Below are 25,278 nucleotides of genomic sequence, written 5' to 3'. Positions count from 1 at the left end.
ATATACCGCCCAGATAGTTGGACAAGCACGCGATGGGTTTTAGCTCAATCGCAAATAGAAGAAATAAACGTGCACGTTTTGACAGTAGTGGGATTTGACTAGAAAAATGCATGTAAGCGAGGAAGGAAAACGCGCAAAAGAAAAAGCCAGAGCGGTGGCTCTGGCTTAAGAATAATGAACAGATCTAAATGAAACGGTCAGCGAGAATTAACGACGCTTTGGCTTCTTGAACACACGACCTGCAGCGGCGTATGTGTCGCGATCTGTGATTTCGAATTGGGTATAGAAGAACCATGCAACGAATACCATGACATCTTCGCCCACGTTCATCACGTGCTCGACGAACTCTTCTTCTTCACCGCTATCGTTTTGCTCAGTGAATACATGGTAAACACGGTTTTCACCTTCTACTTCTGCCAATGCAAATTGACCCGTCATAGCACTTGCTGCAGCAGCGACTTCTTCGTCTTCACACGCTTTAAGCACCTCGAGTGCTTCTGGCAAGCTGGTTTTTTCACTCAGGGCTTTTACCAGTGTTTCGAATTCTTGCTGTTCCATAATGGAATCCTGTTGGTAAGGATATAAACGGAAAATGCCCGGCTGAGCCGGGCATTTCCAAACGCAGAAGGAAGATTAATCTTCGATTTCAGCGTTGTGGTAAACGTTTTGTACGTCGTCACAATCGTTCAGCATGTCGATAAACTTGTCGAACGTTGCAATGTCGTCGCCAGTTACCGCAGTCATGGTTTGTGGAACGAAGGTGATTTCTTCAACGTCTAGTGTCACTTCTGGCATAGATTCGGCCAGTGCGTTTTTCACTTTGAAGAACTCAGTGTGAGGGGCAAACACGGTGATCACGCCGTCTTCACACTCGATGTCAGTCACATCGACATCAGCCATCATTAGTGCTTCAAGTACTGCTTCTTCGTCGTCACCAGCAAATTGGAACACAGCTTGGTGATCAAACATATGAGCAACAGTACCTGGGCCGCCAATCTTAGCGTGGGTTTTCACGAAGCATTGGCGCACTTCCATGTAGGTACGGTTGTTGTTGTCTGTTAGGCAGTCAACGATCACTGAACAGTTACCTGGGCCAAAACCTTCGTAGCGTGCTACTTCATAGTTCTCACCACCACCACCGGCTGCTTTCTCGATCGCTTTCTCAATCACGTGCGCTGGCACCTGATCTTTCTTCGCTTTTTCGATCATGCGTTTCAGAGACAGGTTGGTGTCTGGGTCACCGCCGCCGTTCTTCGCGATAACGTAGATTTCTTTACCGTACTTTGAGTACAGCTTAACTTTGGCGCCTTGGGTTTTCGCCATTGAATTTTTGCGAACTTCGAAACTGCGTCCCATGGGGGGTCACTCTCTTTACTTGCTGTGATAATGCGAGCGATTTTATCAATCCCTGCTTTGGTTTTTCCAGCTTTAAACGCAAGGTTCTGTGAACAAATGCCAAATAAACCCGTTTGAATATACTTTTTTCATGTATCTGAATGCGATTTGTTCAATAGAAGGTGAGGTGTTGTTGCGTTCTTTTACCTATCACACTCAGTTTATTAACCCTATTCGACATCTTGTTACGCAATCAACCCCAACTCGTTTGCAACGCAATGTAACAACGCTGCCTGAATCACGGGAAATCCCCAATAATTGGCGCTATTTGCCTCAATGTTGGCCAGTGAAACAGGGCGATCGTTTGATCTCATTTTACGAATGAATCAAAAATGAGGCAGGTTAGTGTGAATACATGAACTAGGCCTAATAAGGCTTGAATTCATTCATCTAGCGTCGTCATGGTTAACGGTTTGCGAGTATCTAGACAGTGAACGCCGAGAAACCTGACAATGTAGGCGTTATTTCTATCTTTATGATAAATAACAAATAAAACGCAATTTCTTTTTCCTGCACTACACTTCAGTATGCATATGTGTCTCATAAGTAATAATGCATGATGAATGGCAAGAAATAGTTGTGATCAATGTTACATAAACGTGAATATTCGGTTGTTGCCGCCTAGTACATTTACCTAACATCAATCAAAAGAAAGCGCTTTCTTTAGTGTGTTTTTCTGTTTCAAACGTTGGCGATGAACGTGGTATTTCGACGAGAAGCGGTGAGAGAGCGATAAGAAGTGTGGGGCGAAGCCGAAAAGAATCGGGTCGCGTCTCTCTGACTAATGGAAAATTAAGGACGATTACATGCTAAACAAAACCATTCTGGCATCGTGCATTTTTAGTGCCTTCATCGTGTCTGGCGTACAAGCTGCAGACGTAAAACAAGGTGGCACATTAACCGTCCCTGTTATCAACACTGGATTTGTTGAGAACTTCAATCCGTATACCACCAAAGATCTCGTCAACGGTGTGATTTTCGAACCGTTGGTTGTGTTTAACAACATGACCGGCGAAACACATTATCGCCTTGCTGAATCTGCAGAATATTCAGACGACCTCAGCACATTGACTGTGAAAATGCGTGATGGCATGACATGGTCTGACGGCCAACCGTTAACGGCTGAAGATGTGGTGTTTAGCTTTGAACTGACCAAAACCAATCCTGCATTTGATTTGAAAGGCATTTGGTCGGGTGGTGTGATCAAGTCTGTCGAAGCGACTGAGGACAACGCCGTTGTCTTTACGCTAAACAAACCTGATTCCACCTTCATTTGGAACTTAGAGGCTTACCACATCTTGCCGAAGCATGTGTGGTCGACGGTGGAAAACGCTACCACCTTTACCAATCCAAACCCTGTGGGCAGCGGCCCAATGACGACGGTAAAATTCCTCAAGCCTCAGCAGATGGAACTGTGTCGTAACCCGAATTACTACCTCGAAGGCAAACCGCATTTGGATTGTGTGAACTTCCGTTCGTACAACGATAACTCTCAGATTCAACCTGCACTGATCAAAGGTGAAATTGATTGGGGTTCAAACTTCATTGCGGATGTGGAATCCACGTTTGTTAAGCGTGATAAAGACAACCACTTTTATTGGTACCCAGCGAACGATGCTATTCACCTTTACATGAACACCAAAGAAGCACCGTTTGACAATTTGCAGGTGCGCCAAGCCCTGTCAATGGCGCTTGATCGCGAAGCCATTGTTGATATTGCAGCCTACGGCTACCCAACCGCGAACTTTAATCCGGGCGGCATTGGTGATTTGTACGCCAATCACATCAGCGACGATGTGTCTGCGAAATACGGTTACCTCACCGAGTTTAATCAAGATAAAGCCAATGAACTGTTAGACGCTGCGGGTTTGAAAGATCAAGACGGCGATGGTTTCCGTGACCTGCCAAATGGCGACCCGTTTGAATTCAATATTCAGGTGGTTAACGGCTGGACGGATTGGATCCAAGTGGTTCAGATGGTCGGTGAGTACTACGAAGAAGTGGGCGTGAAAGCGAAAGTGAAAACGGTTGATTGGTCGGTGTATGACAAATCGTTGAAGCAGAGCAATTACAAAATGGCGATCAACTGGTCGCTGGTGGCGACAAACCCAATTCTGACTTATCAAGAGTACTTTGATACAGCGCGAATCGGCACAAGCTGGCATGCAGGTCACGGTGTGAACTCTCCAGAGATTGATGCTTTGATCAAAGCATTTGGTCAGGCTGGTGATGAGGCTGAGCAGAAAGAGATTCTCGATAAGTTGCAAGCATTCACGGCTGAGAATTTGCCGTTTATTCCTTTGTTCTCAAACCCAACGTGGTTCCAGTACAGCACCAAACGCATTGAAGGTTGGCCAACGGAGCAAGACCCGTACATTCAACCGGTGTGGTACGACGGTGGTAAGCGCGTGATCATCTTGAATAATCTGCACCTGAAATAGCACGAACAGCAGACGTATTCTGGATAGGTACCTAGGTGCGCTTTTAAACGCGCACCAGTGAGGAGCAAAGCGATGTCATTTTTATTTCGGCGGTTCATGTTTTATTTCACCGCCTTCTTCATTGCTATTACGTTCAACTTTATGTTGCCGCGTTTAATGCCTGGCGATCCGGTTGAAGCGTTGTTTGCTGCTGCACAAGGCCGAATGGATCCAGCTCAAATGGATGCTGTGCGTGAAATGTACGGCTTCCTTGATGGCAACATCTTCATGCAGTACTTGGCGTACATCAAAAGCGTGTTCACCTTGGATTTAGGTCCATCCGTATTGATGTTCCCCGTGAGTGTGTCGGAAGTGATTTCAAATGCGTTGCCGTGGACTTTGTTTCTCGCGTTGGGTTCGCTGATTGTTGCATTGACCATTGGTGTGAGTATTGGCGCGTATGCATCGTACCGTCGTACGAGCTTATTTGGTCAAATCGCGCCACCGCTACTGGCGTTTATCAGTAACTTTCCGTACGTGGTGACTGCGCTATTTTTGTTTTACTTTTTCGCGCTGCAACTGGAATGGTTACCGCTGGCGTATACCTACGACCCGTCATTGGATCCGGGGTTTACGCTTGAATTCATCGGCAGCGTGTTGAAACACGCGATATTGCCTGTGGGCTCAATGGTGATAGTGGGTATTGCGACATGGGTATTTAACATGCGTAACGCCATGATCAATGTGCTCGGTGAGGATTACGTCACGATGGCAGAAGCCAAAGGGTTGAGCAGCGTGCGTGTGATGAGTCGCTATGCAGGTCGTAATGCGATTTTGCCTGTTGCCACAGCCATTGCGATGGCCATCGGTTTTTCGTTCGCGGGATCGATAATGACCGAAGTGGTGTTCAACTACCAAGGGCTTGGCAATGTGCTGCTAAAAGGCATTGTTGCGCGTGATTATCCGTTGATTCAGGCGATTCTCCTGATTCTGGTTACGGCGGTGCTGACCGCGAATTTCATCGCCGACATCTTGTATGTTTGGCTTGACCCACGCATTTCAAATTAAGGGGATCAGCATGGATAAAGTCGCCACAGATACCCAAGATTTAAACACGCCGAATCCTTCGCAGGGGCCGGGTATGCAGGCACAGAAACCTGTGTCGGGGATGAAAAAGTTCAAGCGCATGCTTGGTGCTATCTATGCCTTTTTCTACGGCAATCCGCCGGCCATTATCGGCGGCTTGTTGCTGGCGATTGTTTTCTCAGGCGCGCTGTTTGCTTCTGCTATTGCACCGTACAAAGCGGAAAAGCGTGTGGCGCGTCCACACCAGCCGCCAAGTGCTGAACACATTATGGGCACCACGCGCAGTGGGCGAGATGTGTTTAGCCAAGTGTTGGTCGGTGCAAGAAAAACACTGTCTGTCTCAATTGCTGCTGGCCTTATCGCCATGACCATCGCCGTGCTTGTGGGTGTGTCTGCGGGCTACTTCGGTGGGCGCATTGATGAACGACTCAATTTTATGACCAATGTGTTTTTGGTATTCCCTCAACTCCCGTTGTTGATTGTTCTGGCCGCCTTTCTTGGGCAAGTGGGGTCAGTCGTCATCACGATATTGCTAGGCATTACGTCCTGGCCTTGGGGAGCAAGGGTTATTCGCGCACAAACCATGGCAATCCGTAACAAGGAATTCATCCTTTCTGCGGAAGTGATGGGCGAATCGAAAATACGCATTATTTTGGTCGAGATTTTGCCCAACCTTGTTTCCATCGTATTTGGCGGTTTCTTGGGTACTGTCATTTATGCAATGGGCTCAGAGGCAGGGTTGGGCTTTTTAGGACTGGGTGACGCGACAGAAGTCAGTTGGGGTTCCATGTTGTATTGGGCTCAAACGTCGTCGGCACTCTACACAGGCGCGTGGTGGGAAATGTTAGTGCCAGCCATGGCATTGGCCATCACGGGCGGGGCATTCGCCATGATTAACATGTCGATAGACCAAGTCAGTAATCCGAAGCTGAAAACAGGGCCGCACATTAAGCTCTGGAACAAGCTGAAGAAAGAAGTCGATAAGAAGAGGGGCTTGTGATGTCAGACATCATCGAAATGGCATCAAACGCCAAGCCGCCTTTGCTTGAGATTAATAACCTTTGTGTGGACTACGTTTCGCCAAACGGCATTGCCCGTGCGGTGAATAACGTTAGCGTGAGCATAGCGGAAGGGGAAACCCTCGGCCTTGCAGGTGAATCCGGTTGTGGAAAGAGCACACTCGCGTTTGCAATTTCGCGTCTTCACAAAGCACCGGCACTGATTTCAGAAGGGGAGATCCTCTACAAGGGTCAAGACATTCTGAAAATGAACGACAAGGCATTGCGCGCATTCCGTTGGAACGAAGCGTCTGTCGTGTTTCAAAGTGCCATGAACTCGCTCAACCCTGTTATTACGATCGGTGAGCAGATCACTGACGTGATTCAAGCGCACAAAAAGGTGTCACTGAAAGAAGCGCTCGAAAAAGGGGCTGAGCTTTTGCAGATTGTGGGTATTCACCCTGACCGTTTGACCGCGTTTCCGCACCAGTTAAGTGGTGGTATGCGTCAACGTGTTGTGATTGCCATAGCGCTCGCGCTTGAGCCGAAACTGATCATCATGGATGAGCCAACCACGGCGCTTGATGTGGTGGTAGAACGCGAGATTTTGAACGAGCTGTATGAGCTGAAAGCCAAGTTTGGCTTCTCGATTTTGTTCATCAGCCATGATTTGAGTTTGATGGGCGAGATTGCTGATCGCATCGGTGTGATGTACGCCGGCAACATCATTGAAATTGGCGATGCGGAAACCGTGTTCGATTCACCTCAGCATCCGTATACGCAGGGGCTGCTTTCTTCGTTCCCGACCATTCATGGGCCAAAAGAGCGCTTGTATGGGATCCCGGGTAACCCTGTGAACCTGTTGAACATGCCGCAGGGATGTAACTTTCAGGAGCGTTGTACCAAATGCTTCGAACCATGCACCCAGAATGAACCGTCGCTGAAAGCCATTGGGCCTCAGCATCACGTTTCCTGTCATTTAACATAAGCGACGAGAAGAACAGCGATGGACGATAGCGCAGCGATGAACAAGAAAGAAACGATTCTTTCGATTAAAAATCTGGTGATGGATTTCGCTATTGGTCATTCCTCAAAAGGGAATGTGATGCGCGCTGTGAATGATGTTTCCTTTGATTTAAACAAAGGGGAAGCCCTCGCCATCGTGGGTGAGTCAGGGTCAGGAAAAAGCACCGGTGCGCGCATTTTGACGCGCATTTATAAAGAAACAGCAGGCAAGATTTCGTTCAAGGGAAAACCGTTGGCGGATTATGTATCCGAAAATGGGGCGCTTGAATATGCACGCCAAGTTCAGATGATTTTCCAAGACCCGTTTGGGTCGCTGAACCCCGTGCATACCATTCATCACCATGTGGCCAGGCCATTGCTGATCCACAAACGTGCGACCAAGCGTGATGTGTCGCAAAAGGTGTATGAATTGCTCGAGCTGGTGGGTTTATCGCCCGCGGTTGAAACGGCTCAGAAGTATCCGCATGAATTAAGTGGCGGCCAGCGTCAGCGTGTTGCGATTGCACGCGCCATTGCTGTCGACCCTGAAGTTATTTTGGCGGATGAACCGATTTCAATGCTGGATGTCTCCGTACGTCTTGGCATTTTAAACCTGATGGCCGATCTGAAAGACAAACATGGGATCGCCTTCATGTATATCACCCATGACATCGCTACCGCTCGCTATTTTGCTGAGAAGACCGCAGTAATGTATGTCGGTCATATGGTTGAATGGGGTCATAGCGACAGTGTTACGCAAAACCCGCAGCACCCGTATTCTAAGCTTCTGCTATCAGCAGTGCCGGAAGTGGGTCGTCGAGGAAAGCGCGAACTCTCTGTCAAAAAGGGTGATATACCGCTATGGAAACCGAGCAGCGTAGGGTGCCCTTACGCGTCGCGTTGTCCAGTCGCAACAGAGGTGTGTACACAAGAAATGCCAGAGGCCACGGAAGTGCAGGCTGGTCATTTTGCAAGGTGTCATCACCTCTAAATTTTTTAGCGTTAAAGAAAGCGCTTTCTTTTTAGGAACCGAGAAAAATGGAACAGAATGTTCAAATGGCTAACGCTCCTGTTAGCGGGCAATTTGTAGATTTTCAGGGCGATCGTTTTTATCGCATTGAAAATGTTGATCACATGCAGCCTTTTTTTATGAGCATCGTATCGGCGAATGATCATTGGTTGTTCGTTTCTTCCACAGGTAGCTTGTCAGCAGGACGGAGTAAACCAGAGAATGCTCTGTTTCCTTACCGTTCTGTGGATATGATCCACGAGAGCGCAGACAACACTGGGCCGAGAACCTTTATCCGTGTCGATCACCAAGGAACACGTGTGACATGGGAACCGTTCAACGTCCAACAAGATGGCCGTTTTGACCTGAATCGCCATCTTTACAAAAACATTACCGGCGACAAATTGGTGTTTGAGGAAGTTAACCATACCTTGGGGCTTTCCTTCCAATACAGCTGGGAAACCGGCAACACTTTCGGCTTTGTACGCCGCTGTGAAATCGCTAACCTCACGGGCGAGTCACGCAGTGTTGAGGTGCTTGATGGCCTTCAAAACATCCTGCCTTGTGACGCGCCAATGGCCGCATTGCAAACCCGCAGTGCCTTGGTAGACGCGTACAAATGGAATGAGCGAGTGGGTGAAACCGCATTGGCGCTATACACCATGTACGCCAAGTTGAGCGACCGTGCAGACCCTGCAGAATCACTGCAAGCGAACACCGTTTTCTGTGTGGATTCAGACCAATCCACCTTGCTTTTGAGCAGCCAACAACTTCCTGCATTCCGTCGCGGCCTTGCGTTAGAGCCAGAAACGCTCACGCGTGGCGTACGTGGCGCTTACATGATCCACAAAACCATCACGCTCGATGCGAACAGCAGCAACGATTGGTTGTTCGTGTTAGACAGCGATAAGAACCACACGGATGTGGCCGTGCTGAGATCGAAACTCGCACGCGGTCGTATTCTGCTTGATCTGATCGAAGATGACATTCAAGCCAACCGTAAAGAATTGGTCGCGCTGATCGGCGCAGTAGACGGCTGGCAGTACTCTGCAAGTGAAACCACCAGTAACCACCATTACGCCAACGTGTTGTTTAACAGCATGCGCGGTGGTGTGTTTGAGAACGGTTATGCGTTGCGCCGTGATGACGTGCTTCGAACTGCTCGTGCAACCAACGGCAAAGTCGTGCTGCGTAACCAATCTTTCTACGATGCACTGCCTGAGCAATTTACTCATGCAGAGTTAGTGAAACGCGCGGAGCAATCTGACGATATTCAGTTGGTGCGTTTGTGTCTTGAGTATTTGCCGCTGACTTTTGGTCGTCGTCATGGTGACCCTAGCCGTCCGTGGAACCATTACGAAATCAAAGTGAAGGACAAGCAAGACCAGCCTTTACTGTCTTACCAAGGTAACTGGCGCGACATATTCCAAAACTGGGAAGCGTTGGCATTGAGCTACCCGGGCTACATTCGCGCGTTCATCACCAAGTTTGTGAATGCCTCGACCTTAGACGGCTATAACCCTTACCGCATCACGAAAGACGGTGTGGACTGGGAAGTACTTGAAGCGGATGACCCGTGGAGCAACATCGGTTACTGGGGCGATCATCAGATCATTTATTTACTCAAGTTCCTTGAATGGTCAAAGCGTTTCGACCCTGAGCAATTGTCAGAAGATCTGACCCGCGAAATCTTTAGCTACGCCAATGTCCCGTACCGCATTGGTGATGCGAACACCCTGTTCAACACACCAAAAGACACGGTGACGTTTGATCAAGCCCTTCACGACAGAACGGTATTGCTGAGCGAGCAATTGGGCAGTGACGGCCGTTTGATGTTGGATTCAGACAAAGAAGTGTATCTGGTTAACTTGTCAGAGAAGCTGCTTGTGCCGTTGCTTGCGAAATTGAGCAACTGGGTTGTCGATGGTGGTATTTGGTTGAACACCCAACGTCCTGAGTGGAATGATGCGAACAACGCCATTGTTGGTAACGGGTTGTCTGTAGTGACGTTGTGTTATATGCGTCGTTACGTTGAGTTCTTGCAAGGGCTATTCGCCAATGCTCCGGATACCATTCGTCTATCAACGGAAGTGGCACAATGGCTTTCTGATACGGCAGATATCCTGCACAAAGCGTCGACGGAAGTGAAAAACAAGACGGTCACACGTCAAACTAAGCGTGTCTTGCTGAATGACTTGGTTGAAGCGGCATGTCGTTACCGTCGTCTGGTTTACCGTGACAACGGCTTCTCTGGAAAAACGACCGTCAGCAAATCAGACATTAACGCGCTGTTAGATTCAAGCATGCGTCTTCTAGATCGCAGTGCATTGAACAATGAGCGTGAAGACGGCCTGTACAATGCGTACAACGTCGTTCAGTACTCTTCTGAGAGTCTGGCATCACTTGACCTCTATCCGATGCTAGAAGGGCAGGTAGCGGCGCTGAGCTCGGGTGCACTAAGCAGTTCACAAGCTGTTTCATTGCTCGATAGCCTGTTCAAGAGCGAAATGTACCGCGCGGATCAGAAATCGTTCATGCTCTATCCAGATCGTGAACTGAGCACCTTCATGGATAAAAACTTGATCCCTGCAGAGAAGGTTCAAGGGAATCCATTGTTGTCTGAAATGTACACAGTGGGTGACACGCGCTTAATCAATGTTGATAACCGTAGCCATTTTCACTTCAATGCAAGTTTTGAAAACGACGGTGTGTTGAAGCGTGCGATTGAAACCGTACGTCCAGATTATCCTCACATCACTGACGCTTTGTTCAACAACGTGTTGGATATCTATGAAGAGGTATTTAACCACCGTGAGTTTACGGGCCGTTCAGGAACCATGTTTGGTTATGAAGGGTTAGGTTGTATCTATTGGCACATGGTGTCGAAGCTTTTGCTGGCTGTTCAAGAAGTGTACTTCACGAGCTTGCAAGAAAATCCACACAGCCAAGATACGAGGAAACTGGCGGCTTACTACTACCGTGTGCGTGATGGCATTGGCTTTAACAAAGCCCCGCAAGAGTATGGTGCATTCCCTGTTGACCCTTATTCACACACGCCAAAAAATGCAGGCGCACAGCAGCCAGGCATGACAGGTCAGGTGAAGGAAGAAATTCTGACGCGTTTCGGTGAGCTGGGTATTATGGTGAGCGGTGGCGCGATTGAAATTGCACCGACATTGCTACTGAAAAACGAGTTCAGTGAAGGGCCTGTTGGCTTTACGTATGTTGGGCTTGATAGCAACCTTGTTGACCTTGAACTTAACAAAGGTGAACTTGCATTTACCTACTGTCAGGTACCTTTTGTATATCGCATGTCTGATGCAGAAGAAATAAGCATTGAGCTTGTGCTGTCGACAGGCGATGTGATCATCATTCAAGGCAACATGTTGTCTGCATCGATCAGTAAGCAAATCTTCGACCGCACTGGCGAGTTCGATCGCATTGTGGTGAATGTGCCTGAAAGCATGCTGTATCAACCAGATTAATTTCCGCTGATACAAAATCCGCAAATAAAAACAGCCGCTAAATAGCGGCTGTTTTTTTGTGTCCATTAAGCGTGTGAGGCGTTATTCGGTGAAGCTCGCTTTTTTCACAATTTGACCAACGCTTGCAATATTTTTCACTGATTTTCGCTCAATCAGGTTTGGTGAAAGACGGTTCTCAACCCCCGTGCTTTTCTTGCCATTCAAAATATTAAGCACACCTTTTGCCGCTTCTTTCGCCATTTCTTTGATTGGGAAGTTAACGGTAGACAGGCTTGGTGTCATGTATTGGCTGTATGTGTGGTTATCGAAACCCACAATTGACATGTCTTCACCCACGCGGTAACCAAATTCATGACAAACGCCATAAGCGGCAAGCGCGATACTGTCGTTCAAACAGAATATTGCCGTCATGCTTTTGTCTCGGTCGAGTAATCGACGTACAGCGGTGTCATTGCCACCGTGGTCAAAACGGCCTTCTACGACCAAATTCGGATCGTATTCCACGCCGTATTCTTTCAATGCATTTCGGTAGCCTTGCAAACGTTCCCGGCTATCAATTTTGCTTAACTGGCCAGTGACACAACCAATGCGGCGGTGACCATTCAGCAGCAAATGCTCTGTGGCGAGGAAGCCGCCAAGTTCGTTATCGATGCAAATACATTGGTCTGCGATTTCGGGAATATAGCGGTTCATCAGCATGGTGGCTGGCGTAATTTCAATGATATCAAGGATATCGCCATCGCTGAGCATGTCTGAGGTCAGTACGAGGCCATCGATTTTCTTCGCGTTTAAGAAGCGGATGGACTCTTGCTCTTCTTGGTACTGCTCGTGACCACTGGTGATAATGAGGTGGTAGTTCTGTTGACGTACGACCTTTTCGACATAGTGCATCAAAGGACCAAAGTAAGGACCATCAAACGTACCAACCAGCATACCGATACTGTGAGAGCGATTCGAAGCAAGTGCCTGCGCAAATGCATTGGGTTGATAACCAAGCTTTTCGATGGCATCAAACACCTTAATGCGGTTTTTCTCCTTCACGGTTTCGTGACCATTTAAGGCACGAGATACCGTCGATTGGGAGACTTTCGCGAGCTCCGCAACTTCTTTAATGGTGATCAATGTGTTTTCCTTCATCTTTAGTCTAAACAACCCTGGGATTCACGCTATTTTCATCTGAAAGCGCTTTCATTGCGCTCTCTTCCCTTACGCTGACGGGCTGTTTGATTGTCCTTCGATTTCATAAGAAACATGGCAACGTTACTGTTTAACGTACGGTTACAAACAAAGGCAAAACCCTTGCCAAGTTTCTTTATGTTCTCGTGTTTGTAGCATAACCATGAATGGAAGGTACAAACGCGAGATTTTAATCGTCGCCTAATGATGGCGTGACTTACTGCAAATAGAAAGCATTTAGGGTCAGCCAAGTCGTGAAACGTGAGGCGCTTTGCCTATATTGCCTCTAAATAACCGTTTCAATATGCATATAGTTTCTAACCTATCTGAGCGAAATGTGTCGTCCCAGAAAGGCGACTTTCTGAAATAAGCAGATTCTGAACATAAAGGTGAAGGGTTTTGATTCAAAAATGGTACAGACTGTCGGGCTTTTTGAATGGGAGTAGCTAATGCTTTTGGCACTAGCTATGTGATGTAACAAGCTAGCTATTCACGAATTCGATGATGTTTTCTAACTCGAATTGACTAAATACAGCAATGCCGTGTTGCCTTAGCAATGCTGTTGTTACACCGTGTCCTGCGACTTTCTTACCATCAAATTCACCGTTGTAAATTTTACTGCTACCGCAAGAAGGGCTTGAATCCGTTAACACTGCAGCGCGAATGTTGTTTCTTTTGCACAAATCCAGTGCGTTCTGTGCACCAAGGATAAATGCATCGGTAACATCTTCGCCAGTCTGAGTGATGACCTGGATGCGCTGTTCAATAACATCCAATCCAACGCCCTGAATGATTTCTGCGGGTGTTCGGGGCGTTGGGAGTCCGCCGGACACTTCTGGGCAAATGGCAACGAATTCGACCAGTTCGGACAATCGTTGAAATGAAAGAGAATCTAAACCGAGGTTGTTTCCGTCATAGCGAACATTTTGTCCAAGCAGACAAGCACTGATTAACACTTTTTCCATGAATAAGGTGTTTTAAGGCAGATTGGGGTGGGGGAATACTACCATCACCGCTTATTTTCGTCAGACTAAAATATCTTATTAATGATAATTTAGTTGAGACAAAGATGAGGAAAATCAAGGCCTACAGCGGTTTGTTTACCGTTGGGGACGCAATTGGAGCGCATTTTTAGGAATTTTTTTGCCTCAGAAAGTTGAGAAAACGTGAATACGGTCAAATAATTTAAGACTCACCCGGAGGGAACCAGTCTATGTCTCAAATGCTAGAGCAGTATCCAGTTATCAATGGCCGTGAAATTCATGTGAGAGCATGGAATCCCGAAGGTGGGGAAACCGTTATCTGTTGGCATGGTTTGGCGCGCAACGGTATTGATTTCATGGCGTTGGGCGAAGACTTGGCAGCCAAAGGCTATCGCGTATTGGTGCCGGATACGCTAGGACGGGGCCTTTCTGAGTGGGCGCAAGATCCTGCTAAAGAGTACAACTACGCGAATTACGTGGATTTGGCCGTGAAGCTGATGGATTTTTACTGCTGTGACCGAGCGCACTGGGTGGGCACGAGCATGGGCGGCATCATCGGTATGCTACTTGCCTCAAACCCGACGCACGAATCGCGTATCAGCTCTTTGATATTGAATGATGTGGGCCCCGAAGTGCCTGCTGATGCCTTGAAACGCATCGTAAACTACGTGAAAACGCCCATGACGTTTAGGCGTTACAGCGAGATCTACCAATATCTGCAAACCCTTTATCACCCTTTTGGGTCTCACACTACAGAGCAATGGCAAACTATGATCGGCGCGTCTGTCCGTCGGTTAGACAATGGTGCATATACAACACATTACGATCCGAGAATATTGGATGCGTATTCAGAGACGTCGCCGCCGATGAACTTGTGGCGTCAATTCGGAAAGCTCAAGCAACCGCTGATGCTCATGCACGGATTGCACTCTGATGTGCTCACAAAAGACATTGTTAAACATATGAGAGAAGCTCAGCCCACCATGTCTGTCAATTACTACTTGGGGTGCGGGCATGCGCCGAACTTGTTCTTCAAATCGTACCGCCATGATGTGACGCATTTTATTGATTTACATCCCATCATCGGTATGCAGGAAGAGCAGCGAGACGCGGGCTAACCGACGTTTCTTTCATTAACTCAGTGTTGGCTTGAGGCCCAAAGGTGCAACAGTTCAGTAGCAATCGTTGCGCCTGCGAGCGCAGTGATTTCTGAGTTGTCAAACGGCGGGCTGACTTCCACCACATCCATCCCCACCAGGTTAATGCCTAATAACCCTCTCAAGATACGCAGCGCTTTGTCTGACGTAATGCCGCCCACCACCGGTGTACCCGTTCCTGGGGCATGTGCTGGGTCGAGGCAATCAATGTCAAACGTGATATAAACTGGCATGTCTCCCACGATCGCTTTGATGTGGATGGCAATGTCATCAGGGGTCATATCATTGGCGGCTTCTGCACAAATTACGTTGAAACCGTGACCGTCTTTTTCATAGTCTGTACGAATACCAATTTGGACTGATTTGTTTGCATCGATCAGCCCTTCTTTGGGGGCATGGTAGAACATGGTGCCGTGGTCATATCTGCTGCCTTGGCTGTAAGTATCGGTATGCGCATCGAAATGAATCAACGCCATCACTCCGTGTTTATCATGATGCGCTCGAAGCAGTGGGAGAGTAATGAAATGGTCTCCGCCGAGTGAAAGTAACGTCTTGCCAGATGCCAATATTTTAGAGGCAGCGCTTGCTGCTGTATTGCAAAAATCCTCGCTATCCCCACAGGCAAAAATCAGGTCGCCAGCATCGACGATGTTGCAGCGTTCACGTAAATCAAACGGCCACGGATACCGATGACCCTCCCATGCCAAATTGACGGAGGCACGACGGACAGCATCAGGACCTAAACGCGCGCCAGAACGCCCCGTTGTGGCCATGTCGTAGGGCATGCCCAGCACTACAACATCCGCGTTTACTTTTGTCGGATCTTGCACCATGGGTAAGCGAAGAAAGGAGTAAGCATTCGAATAAAGGGAATCATCTTTTCGATCGAATATATTTTCCATAGCCATGACTCTCGCGTGTTGTCATTTCATTGATCGTGAATCAAAGATTTTAGCTGAGATTTTTATCAATGATTTTTTCGAGAATAAGATCTTTACGCAAACACTCTCAAGAACCTGCGTTGAAGGGAGCGTTACTTATCGGGCGTTAACCGATGAATAGATGGATTGAGGATGAAGGGCATTTCTATGCAGCAGAACAGCATCACATGTAAGAGAGACGTGAATTTTGCAATGTCTAAACCTTAGATGTGATAGGTGTTGGCTTGTTTTGATGTGACCGAATAAATTAACAGTAATGCCTTAATTTTTGGCCTATACAGGAAAGGTTATCTATTCCGACTATCGACAATTGAGGGTGTAAATATGGCAAGGTCTCGAACAAAGAAGAAGCCAAAGGTATGTTTAGTGTTGCAAGGCGGGGGCGCGTTGGGTGCGTATCATATCGGCGCATATAAAGCGTTAGAGGAAGCCGGGTACACACCTGATTGGTTTGCAGGCATTTCCATTGGTGCGTTGAATGCAGCGGTGTTAGCGGGCAATGCGCCAGAGCAACGTCTGGAGAAACTGGAGGCCTTTTGGCAGCGAATTTCCCGACCCGGCACCGATGCGCTGCTTTTACCTTCAATGGCTGCAAGCTTCAATATGGTGAGTGTTTCTCAAGCACTTACTTTCGGTCAGCCTGATTTTTTCGTCCCACGTGCTATTAGCCCTTGGGTAGCAGCGCCGGGTGAGGCAGCCACAAGTTTCTACGACACAACACCGTTGTTTTCCACGCTCAATGAGTTGGTGGATTTTGATCTGATCAATGAAAATAAAAATAGCAATAGCAATAGCAATAGCAATAGTAGTGGTGTCCGGCTTACGGTTGGCGCAACGCGTGTGACGGACGGCGAATTGGTTTTCTTTGACAGCGAATCCGACACGATCACCGCCGCACACCCTGTTGCCAGTGGCTCTTTACCGCCAGGTTTTCCTGCAACACAAATTGGAGAAGACCATTACTGGGATGGCGGAGTGGTATCAAATACCCCTTTAAATGGCATTTTGGATTTGGCGAAAGACGATGATCTATTGATATTCATGGTCGATCTTTGGAACGCCAAGGGTGAATTGCCTAAGACCATGAGCGAAGTGCTGTGGCGAGAAAAAGAAATCCAGTACGCGAGCCGAACCTGCGCGCACATTGAAGCCTTAATTGCCCAGAAGAACTTGGACCAATTGCTTGCTCGCACGCCAGAAGTTGTGGACAGTAAGCAGGTGCCAGACATTACCAGTTTAAAAGACGGCCCTAAAATCGATATTGTGCACATCACATTTGAACCACTTGCGGGCCATAACCCGATGAGTGATACCGAGTTTTCACGCCGTTCGATTCGTTTACGCAGTGATGCAGGTTACGAGGACATGAAACAGGCGTTAGGAGCCTCTCCTTGGACGCAAGAAAACGAAGGTCTCCCCGCGAATTTCCACCGTCGTGCTAAAGATGGAAGTTGGTTAAAAGCGAGCAAGAGTAAGTTGAAGAAAGTGTCGTAGCTAGCCCGTTGAGAAAATGCCAAAAGCCCCGTATGGGGCTTTTTTTGTCGATACTGTTACGTCTAAAGTCAGATAAACGTGAGTATTGCCTGAGGGGGCTCATCGATGAGAGGAATCAGTCAATATTGAATCGAAACACATGGTATCGCGCAACCCTTTATGTAATGAACACCATGCTGCGACACATAAGAGACATAACTTCGCTTACAACAAAAAAGCCCCATGAAGGGGCTATTTTGTTGTGAGGTTTCGTTTTAAATCGTTTGTGAAATCTTAAATCGACTCACAGATTGGTTGAATTTACGGACGAGTCCATTTACCTCTCGCGCAGACCCTTGCACGTCAGATGCGGAGCGGTGGTTATTTGATGCCATGTCTGCGATATGTTGGATACGATTGGCAAGCTCGCGGTTTGCGCTAGATTGTTCATGCAAAGCACCAGAAACATCGTCGATGATGTGAATAAGATCCTGCGACATTTGGTGCATCTCGCGAACGCGTTGTTCTGCTTCATGGGTTTGTGACATGTTGCTGTTCACCACGGTCACGCTTTCTTCAATATGACCGACGGTGGTTTCGATGCCCGTTCGAAGTTCCTGAATCGTCGAGGCTATTTGTTTTGTAGAATCTGACGTTCTTACTGCGAGATTTCTTACCTCATCCGCCACGACAGCAAATCCTCGCCCTTGGTCGCCCGCGCGAGCGGCCTCAATGGCTGCGTTTAGCGCCAGCAGGTTGGTTTGCTCTGCGACATCGTTAATCACGCTGATTATGCCTTCAATCTCTTTAGAGTGATGATCAAGTTCAGACACGGCAGAACTCGAACGCTGAGACTTTTCTGACATCTGATCCATATTAGAAATGGTTGCGCGCATGGTGGAGGCACCTTGCTTCGCTTGCACACCACTTTCGTTAGACAGCGATTTCATCTTATCTGCATCGTGAGAAATGACGTTGATGCTCTCAGCAAACTGTTCAACCAAGGCAGCAATGCTACCTGTATCTTGCGATTGTTGAGTGGAAGCGCCAACAATGTGATTAGAAAGGTTTTCGAGCTTAGAAACCTCCTGATTAAGCTGATTCGCACCTTGTGATATGCCACGTAACGTTTCTTCAAATGCGTTCATGAGATTGTTAAACGCACGGCCCAAATCAGTAATTTCATTATTTCCGTTTAGACGAGAACGAACCGTCAAATCAAGGTTTACCTCTGCGGTTTGTAACAGCGTTTTTAAACGGTTTAACGGCGAAGTGATACTGCGGGCAATGGTAATCGATAGACCGATGAGCATCAGTGCGATCAGGGCAACCAGAAGCAGCAAACGTTGTACGTCTTGATAAAATGTCGCGTCCAAGTCATCGACATATAACCCTGTGTTTAGTACCCAGCCCCACGGAGTAAAAGGAAGTGAATACGCGATTTTAGGGTAGGGCGTTTCATCTGATCCTGTCTTTTTCCAGTGGTAGGTGACAAAGCCGCCACCGTTTTTAGCCATATCGACTTGTTCACGAATGATGTAAACACCATTGACGTCCTGAAGAGATGTGAGGTCTCTACCGATAAGGCTGGCAGTGATCGGATGATGAACCATGATTGAGTTCATGTCATAAATCATGAAATAGCCGTTATCACCGTAGCGCATGGCATCTAAAGCACTAATGGCGCGCTGTTTGGCTTCTTCCATAGAGATGTCACCCGCTAGTGCTTGTTGGTGGAGTTTGGTAACCAGCGTTTCGGCGGTTTCAACAAGCACTTGAATTTGGTTTTTTCTCTCATCCAACATGTTCTCGTGTTTGAGCATGAGAGATACTATGGTGACTGAAATTAACGACAGTACTGATATCACAATGATCAGAGATAACCGTTGCCGTATTGAAAGGGCTCTCATGGATTTCGTCCTCTATCTTCGTTTAAATGGTTCAAATAGTGAATAAATACAGTATTGAGTCTAGCAATGAAGAGCCACTTCGCTCGTTTTTTATACATATAGTTTGATAACGAGACATGACAGTTGAATGAAATGCTTTTTGTTGGCAAAAATAGACAAAATGATTAGCGTGCTTACACCGACTTTTACTTTTACTTTTACTTTTACATTGCTACAGGAACGAAGAATGATGAATGACAAAATGACGGGCTTTCTTGCGATGTCTTTTAGTGCCTTGTTGGTTGGGTGTAGCACGACAGAAGATAGCGCATCCACAACGCCATCACTGAACATGGCTAACCCTGCCTCAGTGTATTGCGACAGTGTTGGCGGAACATCAAAAACGCTAACAGATGAAGAGGGCAATGCGATGAGTATGTGTCATCTGCCTGATGGTACGGTCGTTGAGGAATGGGCTTTGTACAGAGAAAATCACGGTGACAAAGCCAAATAGACTTGGTGAATGGATGTGAATTTATCGTAAGTTGTGTTGCCGTTTTCAGTGTTGCTGGTTGCGTGATGGGGCCGGTTTGGTTAATGGGTGATAGTGATAGAAGCGTTTCCACTTAAAAAGTGTGCCTATATCACATTTGGCTATATGCGAGTGTGAGCCTTTGGTTTAGACTAGCGCGTCTTTACCCATTCCAACCGAGGTAATAAAACATGTCTTTACCAAATTGCCCACAGTGTAACTCAGAATACACTTATGAAGATGGCGCGTTATACGTATGCCCAGAGTGTGGTCACGAGTGGTCTCAAGATGCATCTGCAGATGCTGACGACGTAAAAATCATCAAAGATTCGAACGGTAACGTTCTTCAAGATGGCGACACTGTAACGGTTATCAAAGACCTGAAAGTGAAAGGTTCTTCACTGGTTGTAAAAGTGGGTACCAAAGTAAAAAACATCCGCCTTGTGGATGGCGACCACGACATCGATTGTAAAATCGACGGCGTTGGTGCGATGAAACTGAAATCGGAATTCGTGAAGAAGGTATAATTCACCTGTCTCACATCATGTTGTCGCTTTGACGATATGAAAAAAACCGCGCCGTTGAGCGCGGTTTTTTTACGGGCAACATTCTTAGATCGTGTGTTAGCTCATCACCATGTTGGCTGCCATGGCCAACAATAATATGGCAAAGACTTTTTTGATCGTCGGAACGGGCAGGTGATGTGTCGCCTTGGCTCCCAAAGGGGCAGTAAACCAAGACGTACAAACAATGCCGAATAAAGCCGGAAGATAGACAAACCCCAAAAAACCATCTGCTAAAGCAAAATGCGCACTTCCTGAACTGATGTAACCTACCGAGCCAAATAACGCGATAACAATGCCGCATGCCGAGGCGCACCCAATGGCCTTTTTCATATCAAGTGAGAAAAACGTCAGTAGAGGAACCAAAAGCGCACCGCCACCGATACCGATCATGGCAGACAATCCACCCGTGATAGTCGTAAGTAGGGTTAACACGCCTTTATTGGGCAATTGACGATTTGTCTCGGCATCATTCTTACGGCTGCTGTAAAACATTTTCAATGCGATAAGCACAACGCTCACGGCAAATACTGAGCGCACCACATCCTCTGGCAGGAGTGCAGCCATAAACCCGCTGATCAGCGCACCAAGGGCGACACCCGTCATTATCCAGGGGGCTAAATCCCATGGCACATTACCATTCTTGTGGTGTGCGATGGCGGAAGATGTAGATGTGAATAATATCGACGCCAAAGACGTCGCGATCGCAACGATAACCACGTGCTGAGAAGGCAAACTCCCGAAAGAGAGTAAAATGCTGGTGAGAACAGGGACAATAACGAGGCCTCCACCAATACCTAAGAGCCCAGCTAAAAAACCAACACCACTGCCCAGTAGCGCGCAGTATAAAAACAACAATAGTAATTCACTCATTCAGTTCACTTTTTGATATGTGTGGAAAATTAAAAATAAATACCGTGCATCCGTATTTGGGTGGAGAATATAACCGACCGTTGGTAAGATTTACAAATGAAATAGAACATGAATATTTCTCATGATGATGGTGAAGTAATACCATTGTTAATCTGATTTTTAACCACGTATAAATTAAATTGTGCTTCGGATTTAGATAAATATAACCACCTTAAACGATGGGTTATGAGGGTTTTTATGCTGAACTCCCAGCAAAATTTTTCATTCCGAGCGCTAATGACGTAAAGAGCAGTGCTCTCGGAAGCAAGCAAATTTAGGCTGTTGGTTAAAGAAAGGGTGTCAGATTACAATGAAAAAAGAATTTACATTTACGATTAAGAGCATTTGTCTCGATGAGAACTACCATCCTTCGGATAACACCCGAATTACAACCAATTTTGCTAACTTAGCAAGAGGGGATAGTCGTCAAGAGAACCTGCGTAACGCATTGAAGATGATAAACAATAGCTTTAATGCCTTGGCGCACTGGGACAACGCCAAAGGTGATCGCTACTCGGTAGAGCTTGAAATCATTTCCGTTGATATGGACATTGAAAGCCGCGGTCAAGCCTTTCCATCAATAGAAATATTGAAGACAAATATTGTCGACCATAAAACCAATGAGCGTATTGAAGGCATTGTTGGAAATAATTTTTCCTCTTACGTACGAGATTACGATTTCAGCGTGCTTTTGTTGGAACATAATAAAAACAAAAAATCATTCAGCATTCCTGACAATTTTGGCGAGTTACATGGAAAGCTTTTTAAGTACTTTTTGAATTCTAATGTGTACAAACAGAATTTCAGTAAAGCACCGGTTATATGCCTCAGTGTGTCTGATAACAAAACGTACCAGTGTACTGAAAATCAACACCCTGTTTTGGGTTTTGAATATCAACCTAATGGTTCTTCTTTGACTGAGCAATATTTCAAAAAAATGGGGTTGCAGGTGCGCTATTTCATGCCGCCTAACAGCGTCGCGCCTTTGGCATTTTATTTTGTGGGAGATTTACTCAATGATTACACCAATCTTGAGCTAATCAGCACCATCAGCACGATGGGAACATTCCAGAAAATTTACCGACCTGAGATCTACAATGCCAATGCTGTCGCAGGGAAGTGCTACCAACCCAATTTGAAAAACTCAGATCATTCACTGACTCAAATTGTTTACGACCGTGAAGAGCGTGGTCAGTTGGCCATTGAGCAAGGCAAGTTTGCAGAAGAACACTTCATTAAGCCGTACCAATCAATTCTTGAAAATTGGTCTGCGCAATACGCGTTGTAAGCCACCCATTAGATAGCAGAATTTATGATGAAAAAATTATTACCTACCTCGACAGCGGGCAGCTTGCCTAAACCCTTATGGCTGGCACAGCCTGAGACACTTTGGTCTCCTTGGAAATTACAAGATGAGGAGCTAGCGCAGGGCAAACACGATGCGTTACGTTTGTCATTGCAAGAGCAACAGCACGCTGGGGTTGATATTGTCAGTGACGGCGAACAAACACGCCAACATTTCGTCACAACGTTCATTGAGCACCTTAATGGCGTTGATTTTGAAAAACGTGAAACCGTTAAAATTCGTGATCGTTATGATGCCAGTGTACCCACTGTCGTCGGCGCTGTGAGTCGCCAGAAGCCGATTTTTGTCGAAGATGCTAAGTTCTTACGCCAACAAACCAAGCAACCGATAAAGTGGGCACTCCCTGGCCCTATGACCATGATCGACACACTTTATGATGCGCACTATAAAAGCCGTGAAAAACTCGCATGGGAATTTGCCAAAATCCTCAACCAAGAAGCAAAAGAGTTAGAGGCTGCTGGCGTCGATATCATTCAATTTGATGAGCCGGCATTTAATGTTTTCTTTGACGAGGTTAACGAATGGGGGATCGCTACCTTAGAACGCGCCATTGAAGGGCTGAAATGCGAAACCGCCGTCCACATTTGTTATGGCTATGGCATCAAAGCCAACACAGATTGGAAAAAGACCTTGGGGTCAGAGTGGCGACAATATGAAGAAATCTTCCCTAAGCTGCAGCAATCCAACATCGATATTATTTCTCTCGAGTGCCACAACTCCCATGTGCCGATTGAGCTACTTGAGCTTATTCGCGGTAAGAAAGTGATGGTCGGGGCGATTGATGTTGCCACCAATGACATCGAGACACCTGAAGAAGTCGCGGAAACCTTACGAAAAGCCCTCAAGTTTGTTGATGCAGAAAACCTTTACCCTTGCACCAACTGCGGCATGGCGCCTTTATCTCATGATGTCGCAAACGCGAAGTTAAACGCACTTAACGCAGGCGCAGAGATTATCCGCAAAGAACTCTCTCTTTAACACGGAAGAGAGGATGAGAATGGTTGGGCTTGGATCTTAGTGTTCAAGCCCATAGCCATATCACTTATTTGACGTAGCGTAGTGCATCATCCAATGACGTGAAATTCTTGATGCGCTGGTGGTGTTCACCTCTTTCTCCGACCAAGACCAAATTCACCCCTAATTGCTCACAAGCTCTGACATCCCATTCAGCGTCGCCGAAATAGGTAATAGGGAATGCATTGGTTGGATCAACGCGCATTCTTGCGGATTTCATGATTTCAATGCGAGCGAAATGACCATTTGACGAAGCCAACACCAAGCCCTCCGTCTCAAAACCCGCAGGCTTGTATTTCAAATGCTGGTAGAAATACACCAAAACAGCACACATCAGTATTATGCCCCACCTCGGTCGGTGCGGAATGCATCAACAGTGGAAACCCGAACATCCTTTCTCGCTCAGCGCTTTTATAAAAATACTTCCATACTCAGTGAACGAATCTGATTGGTTATCGTATTGATAGAGTACAGATAACAACAAGGAAACGCATTGTGGCTGAGTTTGATGATGGTAAGAAAATTCCGAGTAATCGTTTGAGCCGTGTGGGTATGTTCGGTTCTGTCGTGACGAAAGTGGCAACGAACATGGCGGCGGAGGGGGCGAAACAGATGCTCTCAGGTAAGCGCCCAAAGGCGAAAGACCTCTTACTTACACCGAAGAACATCAGCAGCGTGACTGACCAACTTGCGCAGCTTCGCGGTGCAGCCATGAAAGTGGGGCAGCTGTTGAGCATGGATGCGGGCGACGCACTGCCCAAGGAGCTGACGGACATTCTTGCCAAGCTGCGCTCCAACGCATCGCCCATGCCAGCAAAGCAACTCGCGGATGTGCTTGCGCAAGAGTGGGGAGCCGATTGGCAACAGCATTTCGTGTCATTTAACTTCAAACCGATTGCTGCAGCGTCCATCGGCCAAGTCCATTTTGCGTATGGCGACGATGGCGCTGAATTAGCGGTCAAGGTGCAGTATCCCGGCATCAAAAAAAGCATCAGCAGCGACGTCGATAACGTCGTGACCTTGCTTCGCCTGACTGGGCTTGTACCGAAAGAAGTGGATTACAAAGAACTTCTCGAAGAGGCGAAAAAACAACTGCACGATGAAGCGAATTACTGCTTGGAATCAGACATGTTGCAAACGTTCGCTACGCACCTGAAAAACGATGAGCGCTATTTGGTGCCTCGAGCGGTTGAAGCATTAACGACGCCTTCTATTCTCACCATGTCCTATGAGCATGGTGAACCGATTGAATCGCTATCGGACTTGCCTCAAGACGCGCGAGATACCTTGATTGAAAACTTGTTCCATTTACTTTTTCGAGAAGTGTTTGAGTTTCAGCTTGTCCAAACCGACCCGAATTTTGCTAACTATTTGTACCAAACCGACACAGGCAAAATCGTGTTGTTGGATTTCGGTGCGACGCGGCAATATCCTGATAACATCAGTGAGGGATACCAGAAGCTGCTCAGTGCCGCGATGGAAGATGATCGAGAGGCAATGTCAGAGGCGTTGAAGCAAATTGGCTTTTTCAGCAAAACCATATTGCCAGAACAACACGCTGCGGTGGTCAACCTAGTTGCTATTGCTTGTGAACCACTGAAATACAATGGTGACTATGACTTTGGTACCAGCGATCTCGCGGTGCGTATTCGCGAATCGGGCATGGCATTGAGCATGGAGCAGGGATATTGGCATACCCCGCCAGCAGATGCGTTGTTCCTGCACCGTAAAATCGGCGGATTGTATCTGCTTGCTGCGAGGTTGAATGCGCGCGTTAATATTCGTCGCTTGTTTACGCCGTTTCTTTTACCGGTTGCTTTGAATGCAGATGAGCAAAAAGCCGCGGGATAAGTGCAATTCGGTTACCTTATATA

Annotated in this window: 21 protein-coding genes; 13 read left to right on the top strand and 8 right to left on the bottom strand. The window is 47.0% G+C overall.

All coding sequences use genetic code 11. From position 1 onward, the window contains the following. Positions 1 to 207: 207 nt before the first annotated feature. Positions 208 to 558: a hypothetical protein gene (locus BM082_RS02660; RefSeq protein WP_017014775.1), complete on the bottom strand. Its 351-nt coding sequence runs from the start codon at positions 556 to 558 to the stop codon at positions 208 to 210. Between the two features lie 75 nt (positions 559 to 633). Further along, entirely contained in the window at positions 634 to 1,356 is a 723-nt protein-coding gene (locus BM082_RS02655; RefSeq protein ID WP_017012331.1) for a YebC/PmpR family DNA-binding transcriptional regulator, read from the bottom strand. An 845-nt stretch (positions 1,357 to 2,201) separates the two neighbouring features. On the opposite strand from BM082_RS02655, the gene BM082_RS02650 reads away from it, so the two are divergent. The 6 genes from BM082_RS02650 to BM082_RS02625 all read left to right on the top strand — a co-directional run bounded on the left by BM082_RS02650 (position 2,202) and on the right by BM082_RS02625 (position 11,398). After that, on the top strand, positions 2,202 to 3,836 hold the full coding sequence (locus BM082_RS02650) for an ABC transporter substrate-binding protein (protein WP_074925169.1): 1,635 nt from the start codon (positions 2,202 to 2,204) through the stop codon (positions 3,834 to 3,836). 72 nt (positions 3,837 to 3,908) lie between these two features. Then, positions 3,909 to 4,883, top strand: a complete 975-nt coding sequence (locus BM082_RS02645) for an ABC transporter permease (RefSeq protein ID WP_074925168.1) — start codon at positions 3,909 to 3,911, stop codon at positions 4,881 to 4,883. 10 nt (positions 4,884 to 4,893) lie between these two features. Beyond that, positions 4,894 to 5,901: an ABC transporter permease gene (locus BM082_RS02640; protein WP_074925167.1), complete on the top strand. Its 1,008-nt coding sequence runs from the start codon at positions 4,894 to 4,896 to the stop codon at positions 5,899 to 5,901. Continuing rightward, complete coding sequence (locus BM082_RS02635) at positions 5,901 to 6,887, top strand: ABC transporter ATP-binding protein (protein WP_074925165.1); 987 nt, start codon at positions 5,901 to 5,903, stop codon at positions 6,885 to 6,887. The genes BM082_RS02640 and BM082_RS02635 overlap by 1 nt, the downstream gene beginning before the upstream one ends. A gap of 18 nt (positions 6,888 to 6,905) precedes the next feature. Then, positions 6,906 to 7,895, top strand: coding sequence for an ABC transporter ATP-binding protein (locus BM082_RS02630; protein WP_017014772.1), 990 nt, complete (start codon positions 6,906 to 6,908; stop codon positions 7,893 to 7,895). A 47-nt stretch (positions 7,896 to 7,942) separates the two neighbouring features. Further along, on the top strand, positions 7,943 to 11,398 hold the full coding sequence (locus BM082_RS02625; RefSeq protein ID WP_017016800.1) for a hypothetical protein: 3,456 nt from the start codon (positions 7,943 to 7,945) through the stop codon (positions 11,396 to 11,398). Between the two features lie 81 nt (positions 11,399 to 11,479). Here the strand turns inward: BM082_RS02625 and BM082_RS02620 are convergent, their stop codons facing one another. After that, on the bottom strand, positions 11,480 to 12,520 hold the full coding sequence (locus BM082_RS02620; protein ID WP_017014770.1) for a LacI family DNA-binding transcriptional regulator: 1,041 nt from the start codon (positions 12,518 to 12,520) through the stop codon (positions 11,480 to 11,482). A gap of 536 nt (positions 12,521 to 13,056) precedes the next feature. Further along, complete coding sequence (locus BM082_RS02615; protein ID WP_198928623.1) at positions 13,057 to 13,539, bottom strand: 2-thiouracil desulfurase family protein; 483 nt, start codon at positions 13,537 to 13,539, stop codon at positions 13,057 to 13,059. Between the two features lie 248 nt (positions 13,540 to 13,787). Between BM082_RS02615 and BM082_RS02610 the strand changes: the two genes are divergently transcribed. After that, positions 13,788 to 14,675 (top strand): alpha/beta fold hydrolase, encoded by an 888-nt coding sequence (locus BM082_RS02610; RefSeq protein WP_017014768.1) that lies wholly within the window; start codon positions 13,788 to 13,790, stop codon positions 14,673 to 14,675. A 20-nt stretch (positions 14,676 to 14,695) separates the two neighbouring features. Here the strand turns inward: BM082_RS02610 and speB are convergent, their stop codons facing one another. Next, complete coding sequence (gene speB, locus BM082_RS02605) at positions 14,696 to 15,616, bottom strand: agmatinase (RefSeq protein ID WP_017014767.1); 921 nt, start codon at positions 15,614 to 15,616, stop codon at positions 14,696 to 14,698. Between the two features lie 363 nt (positions 15,617 to 15,979). Between speB and BM082_RS02600 the strand changes: the two genes are divergently transcribed. Continuing rightward, positions 15,980 to 17,149 carry a patatin-like phospholipase family protein gene (locus tag BM082_RS02600; RefSeq protein WP_074925163.1) on the top strand — a complete coding sequence of 390 codons (1,170 nt, stop codon included), beginning with the start codon at positions 15,980 to 15,982 and terminating at the stop codon, positions 17,147 to 17,149. Positions 17,150 to 17,403: 254 nt separating this feature from the next. Here BM082_RS02600 and BM082_RS02595 read toward each other — a convergent pair whose 3' ends face one another. Next, positions 17,404 to 19,038: a methyl-accepting chemotaxis protein gene (locus BM082_RS02595; protein ID WP_026024970.1), complete on the bottom strand. Its 1,635-nt coding sequence runs from the start codon at positions 19,036 to 19,038 to the stop codon at positions 17,404 to 17,406. Between the two features lie 226 nt (positions 19,039 to 19,264). Here BM082_RS02595 and BM082_RS02590 point away from each other — a divergent pair, with 226 nt between their 5' ends. Both BM082_RS02590 and BM082_RS02585 read left to right on the top strand, forming a co-directional pair. Beyond that, positions 19,265 to 19,531, top strand: a complete 267-nt coding sequence (locus BM082_RS02590; RefSeq protein WP_017014764.1) for a putative hemolysin — start codon at positions 19,265 to 19,267, stop codon at positions 19,529 to 19,531. 209 nt (positions 19,532 to 19,740) lie between these two features. Continuing rightward, a complete protein-coding gene (locus BM082_RS02585; protein ID WP_017014763.1) occupies positions 19,741 to 20,076 on the top strand; it encodes a zinc ribbon domain-containing protein YjdM in 336 nt (111 codons plus the stop codon). Positions 20,077 to 20,172: 96 nt separating this feature from the next. On the opposite strand, the gene BM082_RS02580 is transcribed toward BM082_RS02585, so the two are convergent. After that, positions 20,173 to 20,985 carry a sulfite exporter TauE/SafE family protein gene (locus BM082_RS02580; protein WP_017007614.1) on the bottom strand — a complete coding sequence of 271 codons (813 nt, stop codon included), beginning with the start codon at positions 20,983 to 20,985 and terminating at the stop codon, positions 20,173 to 20,175. A 349-nt stretch (positions 20,986 to 21,334) separates the two neighbouring features. On the opposite strand from BM082_RS02580, the gene BM082_RS02575 reads away from it, so the two are divergent. Together BM082_RS02575 and BM082_RS02570 are read left to right on the top strand one after the other, a co-directional pair. Next, complete coding sequence (locus tag BM082_RS02575; protein ID WP_017007615.1) at positions 21,335 to 22,312, top strand: DUF1852 domain-containing protein; 978 nt, start codon at positions 21,335 to 21,337, stop codon at positions 22,310 to 22,312. 27 nt (positions 22,313 to 22,339) lie between these two features. Continuing rightward, on the top strand, positions 22,340 to 23,368 hold the full coding sequence (locus tag BM082_RS02570) for a methionine synthase (protein WP_026024969.1): 1,029 nt from the start codon (positions 22,340 to 22,342) through the stop codon (positions 23,366 to 23,368). A gap of 64 nt (positions 23,369 to 23,432) precedes the next feature. Here BM082_RS02570 and BM082_RS02565 read toward each other — a convergent pair whose 3' ends face one another. Next, positions 23,433 to 23,738 (bottom strand): hypothetical protein, encoded by a 306-nt coding sequence (locus BM082_RS02565; RefSeq protein ID WP_017014761.1) that lies wholly within the window; start codon positions 23,736 to 23,738, stop codon positions 23,433 to 23,435. Positions 23,739 to 23,899: 161 nt separating this feature from the next. Between BM082_RS02565 and BM082_RS02560 the strand changes: the two genes are divergently transcribed. After that, positions 23,900 to 25,255: an ABC1 kinase family protein gene (locus BM082_RS02560; RefSeq protein WP_017014760.1), complete on the top strand. Its 1,356-nt coding sequence runs from the start codon at positions 23,900 to 23,902 to the stop codon at positions 25,253 to 25,255. Positions 25,256 to 25,278: the final 23 nt, after the last annotated feature.

This window comes from Enterovibrio norvegicus DSM 15893, assembly GCF_900115495.1.
Lineage (GTDB): Bacteria > Pseudomonadota > Gammaproteobacteria > Enterobacterales > Vibrionaceae > Enterovibrio > Enterovibrio norvegicus.
The sequence above is the reverse complement of the archived record's forward strand: the minus strand, read 5'-3'. Positions and strand labels throughout refer to the sequence as shown.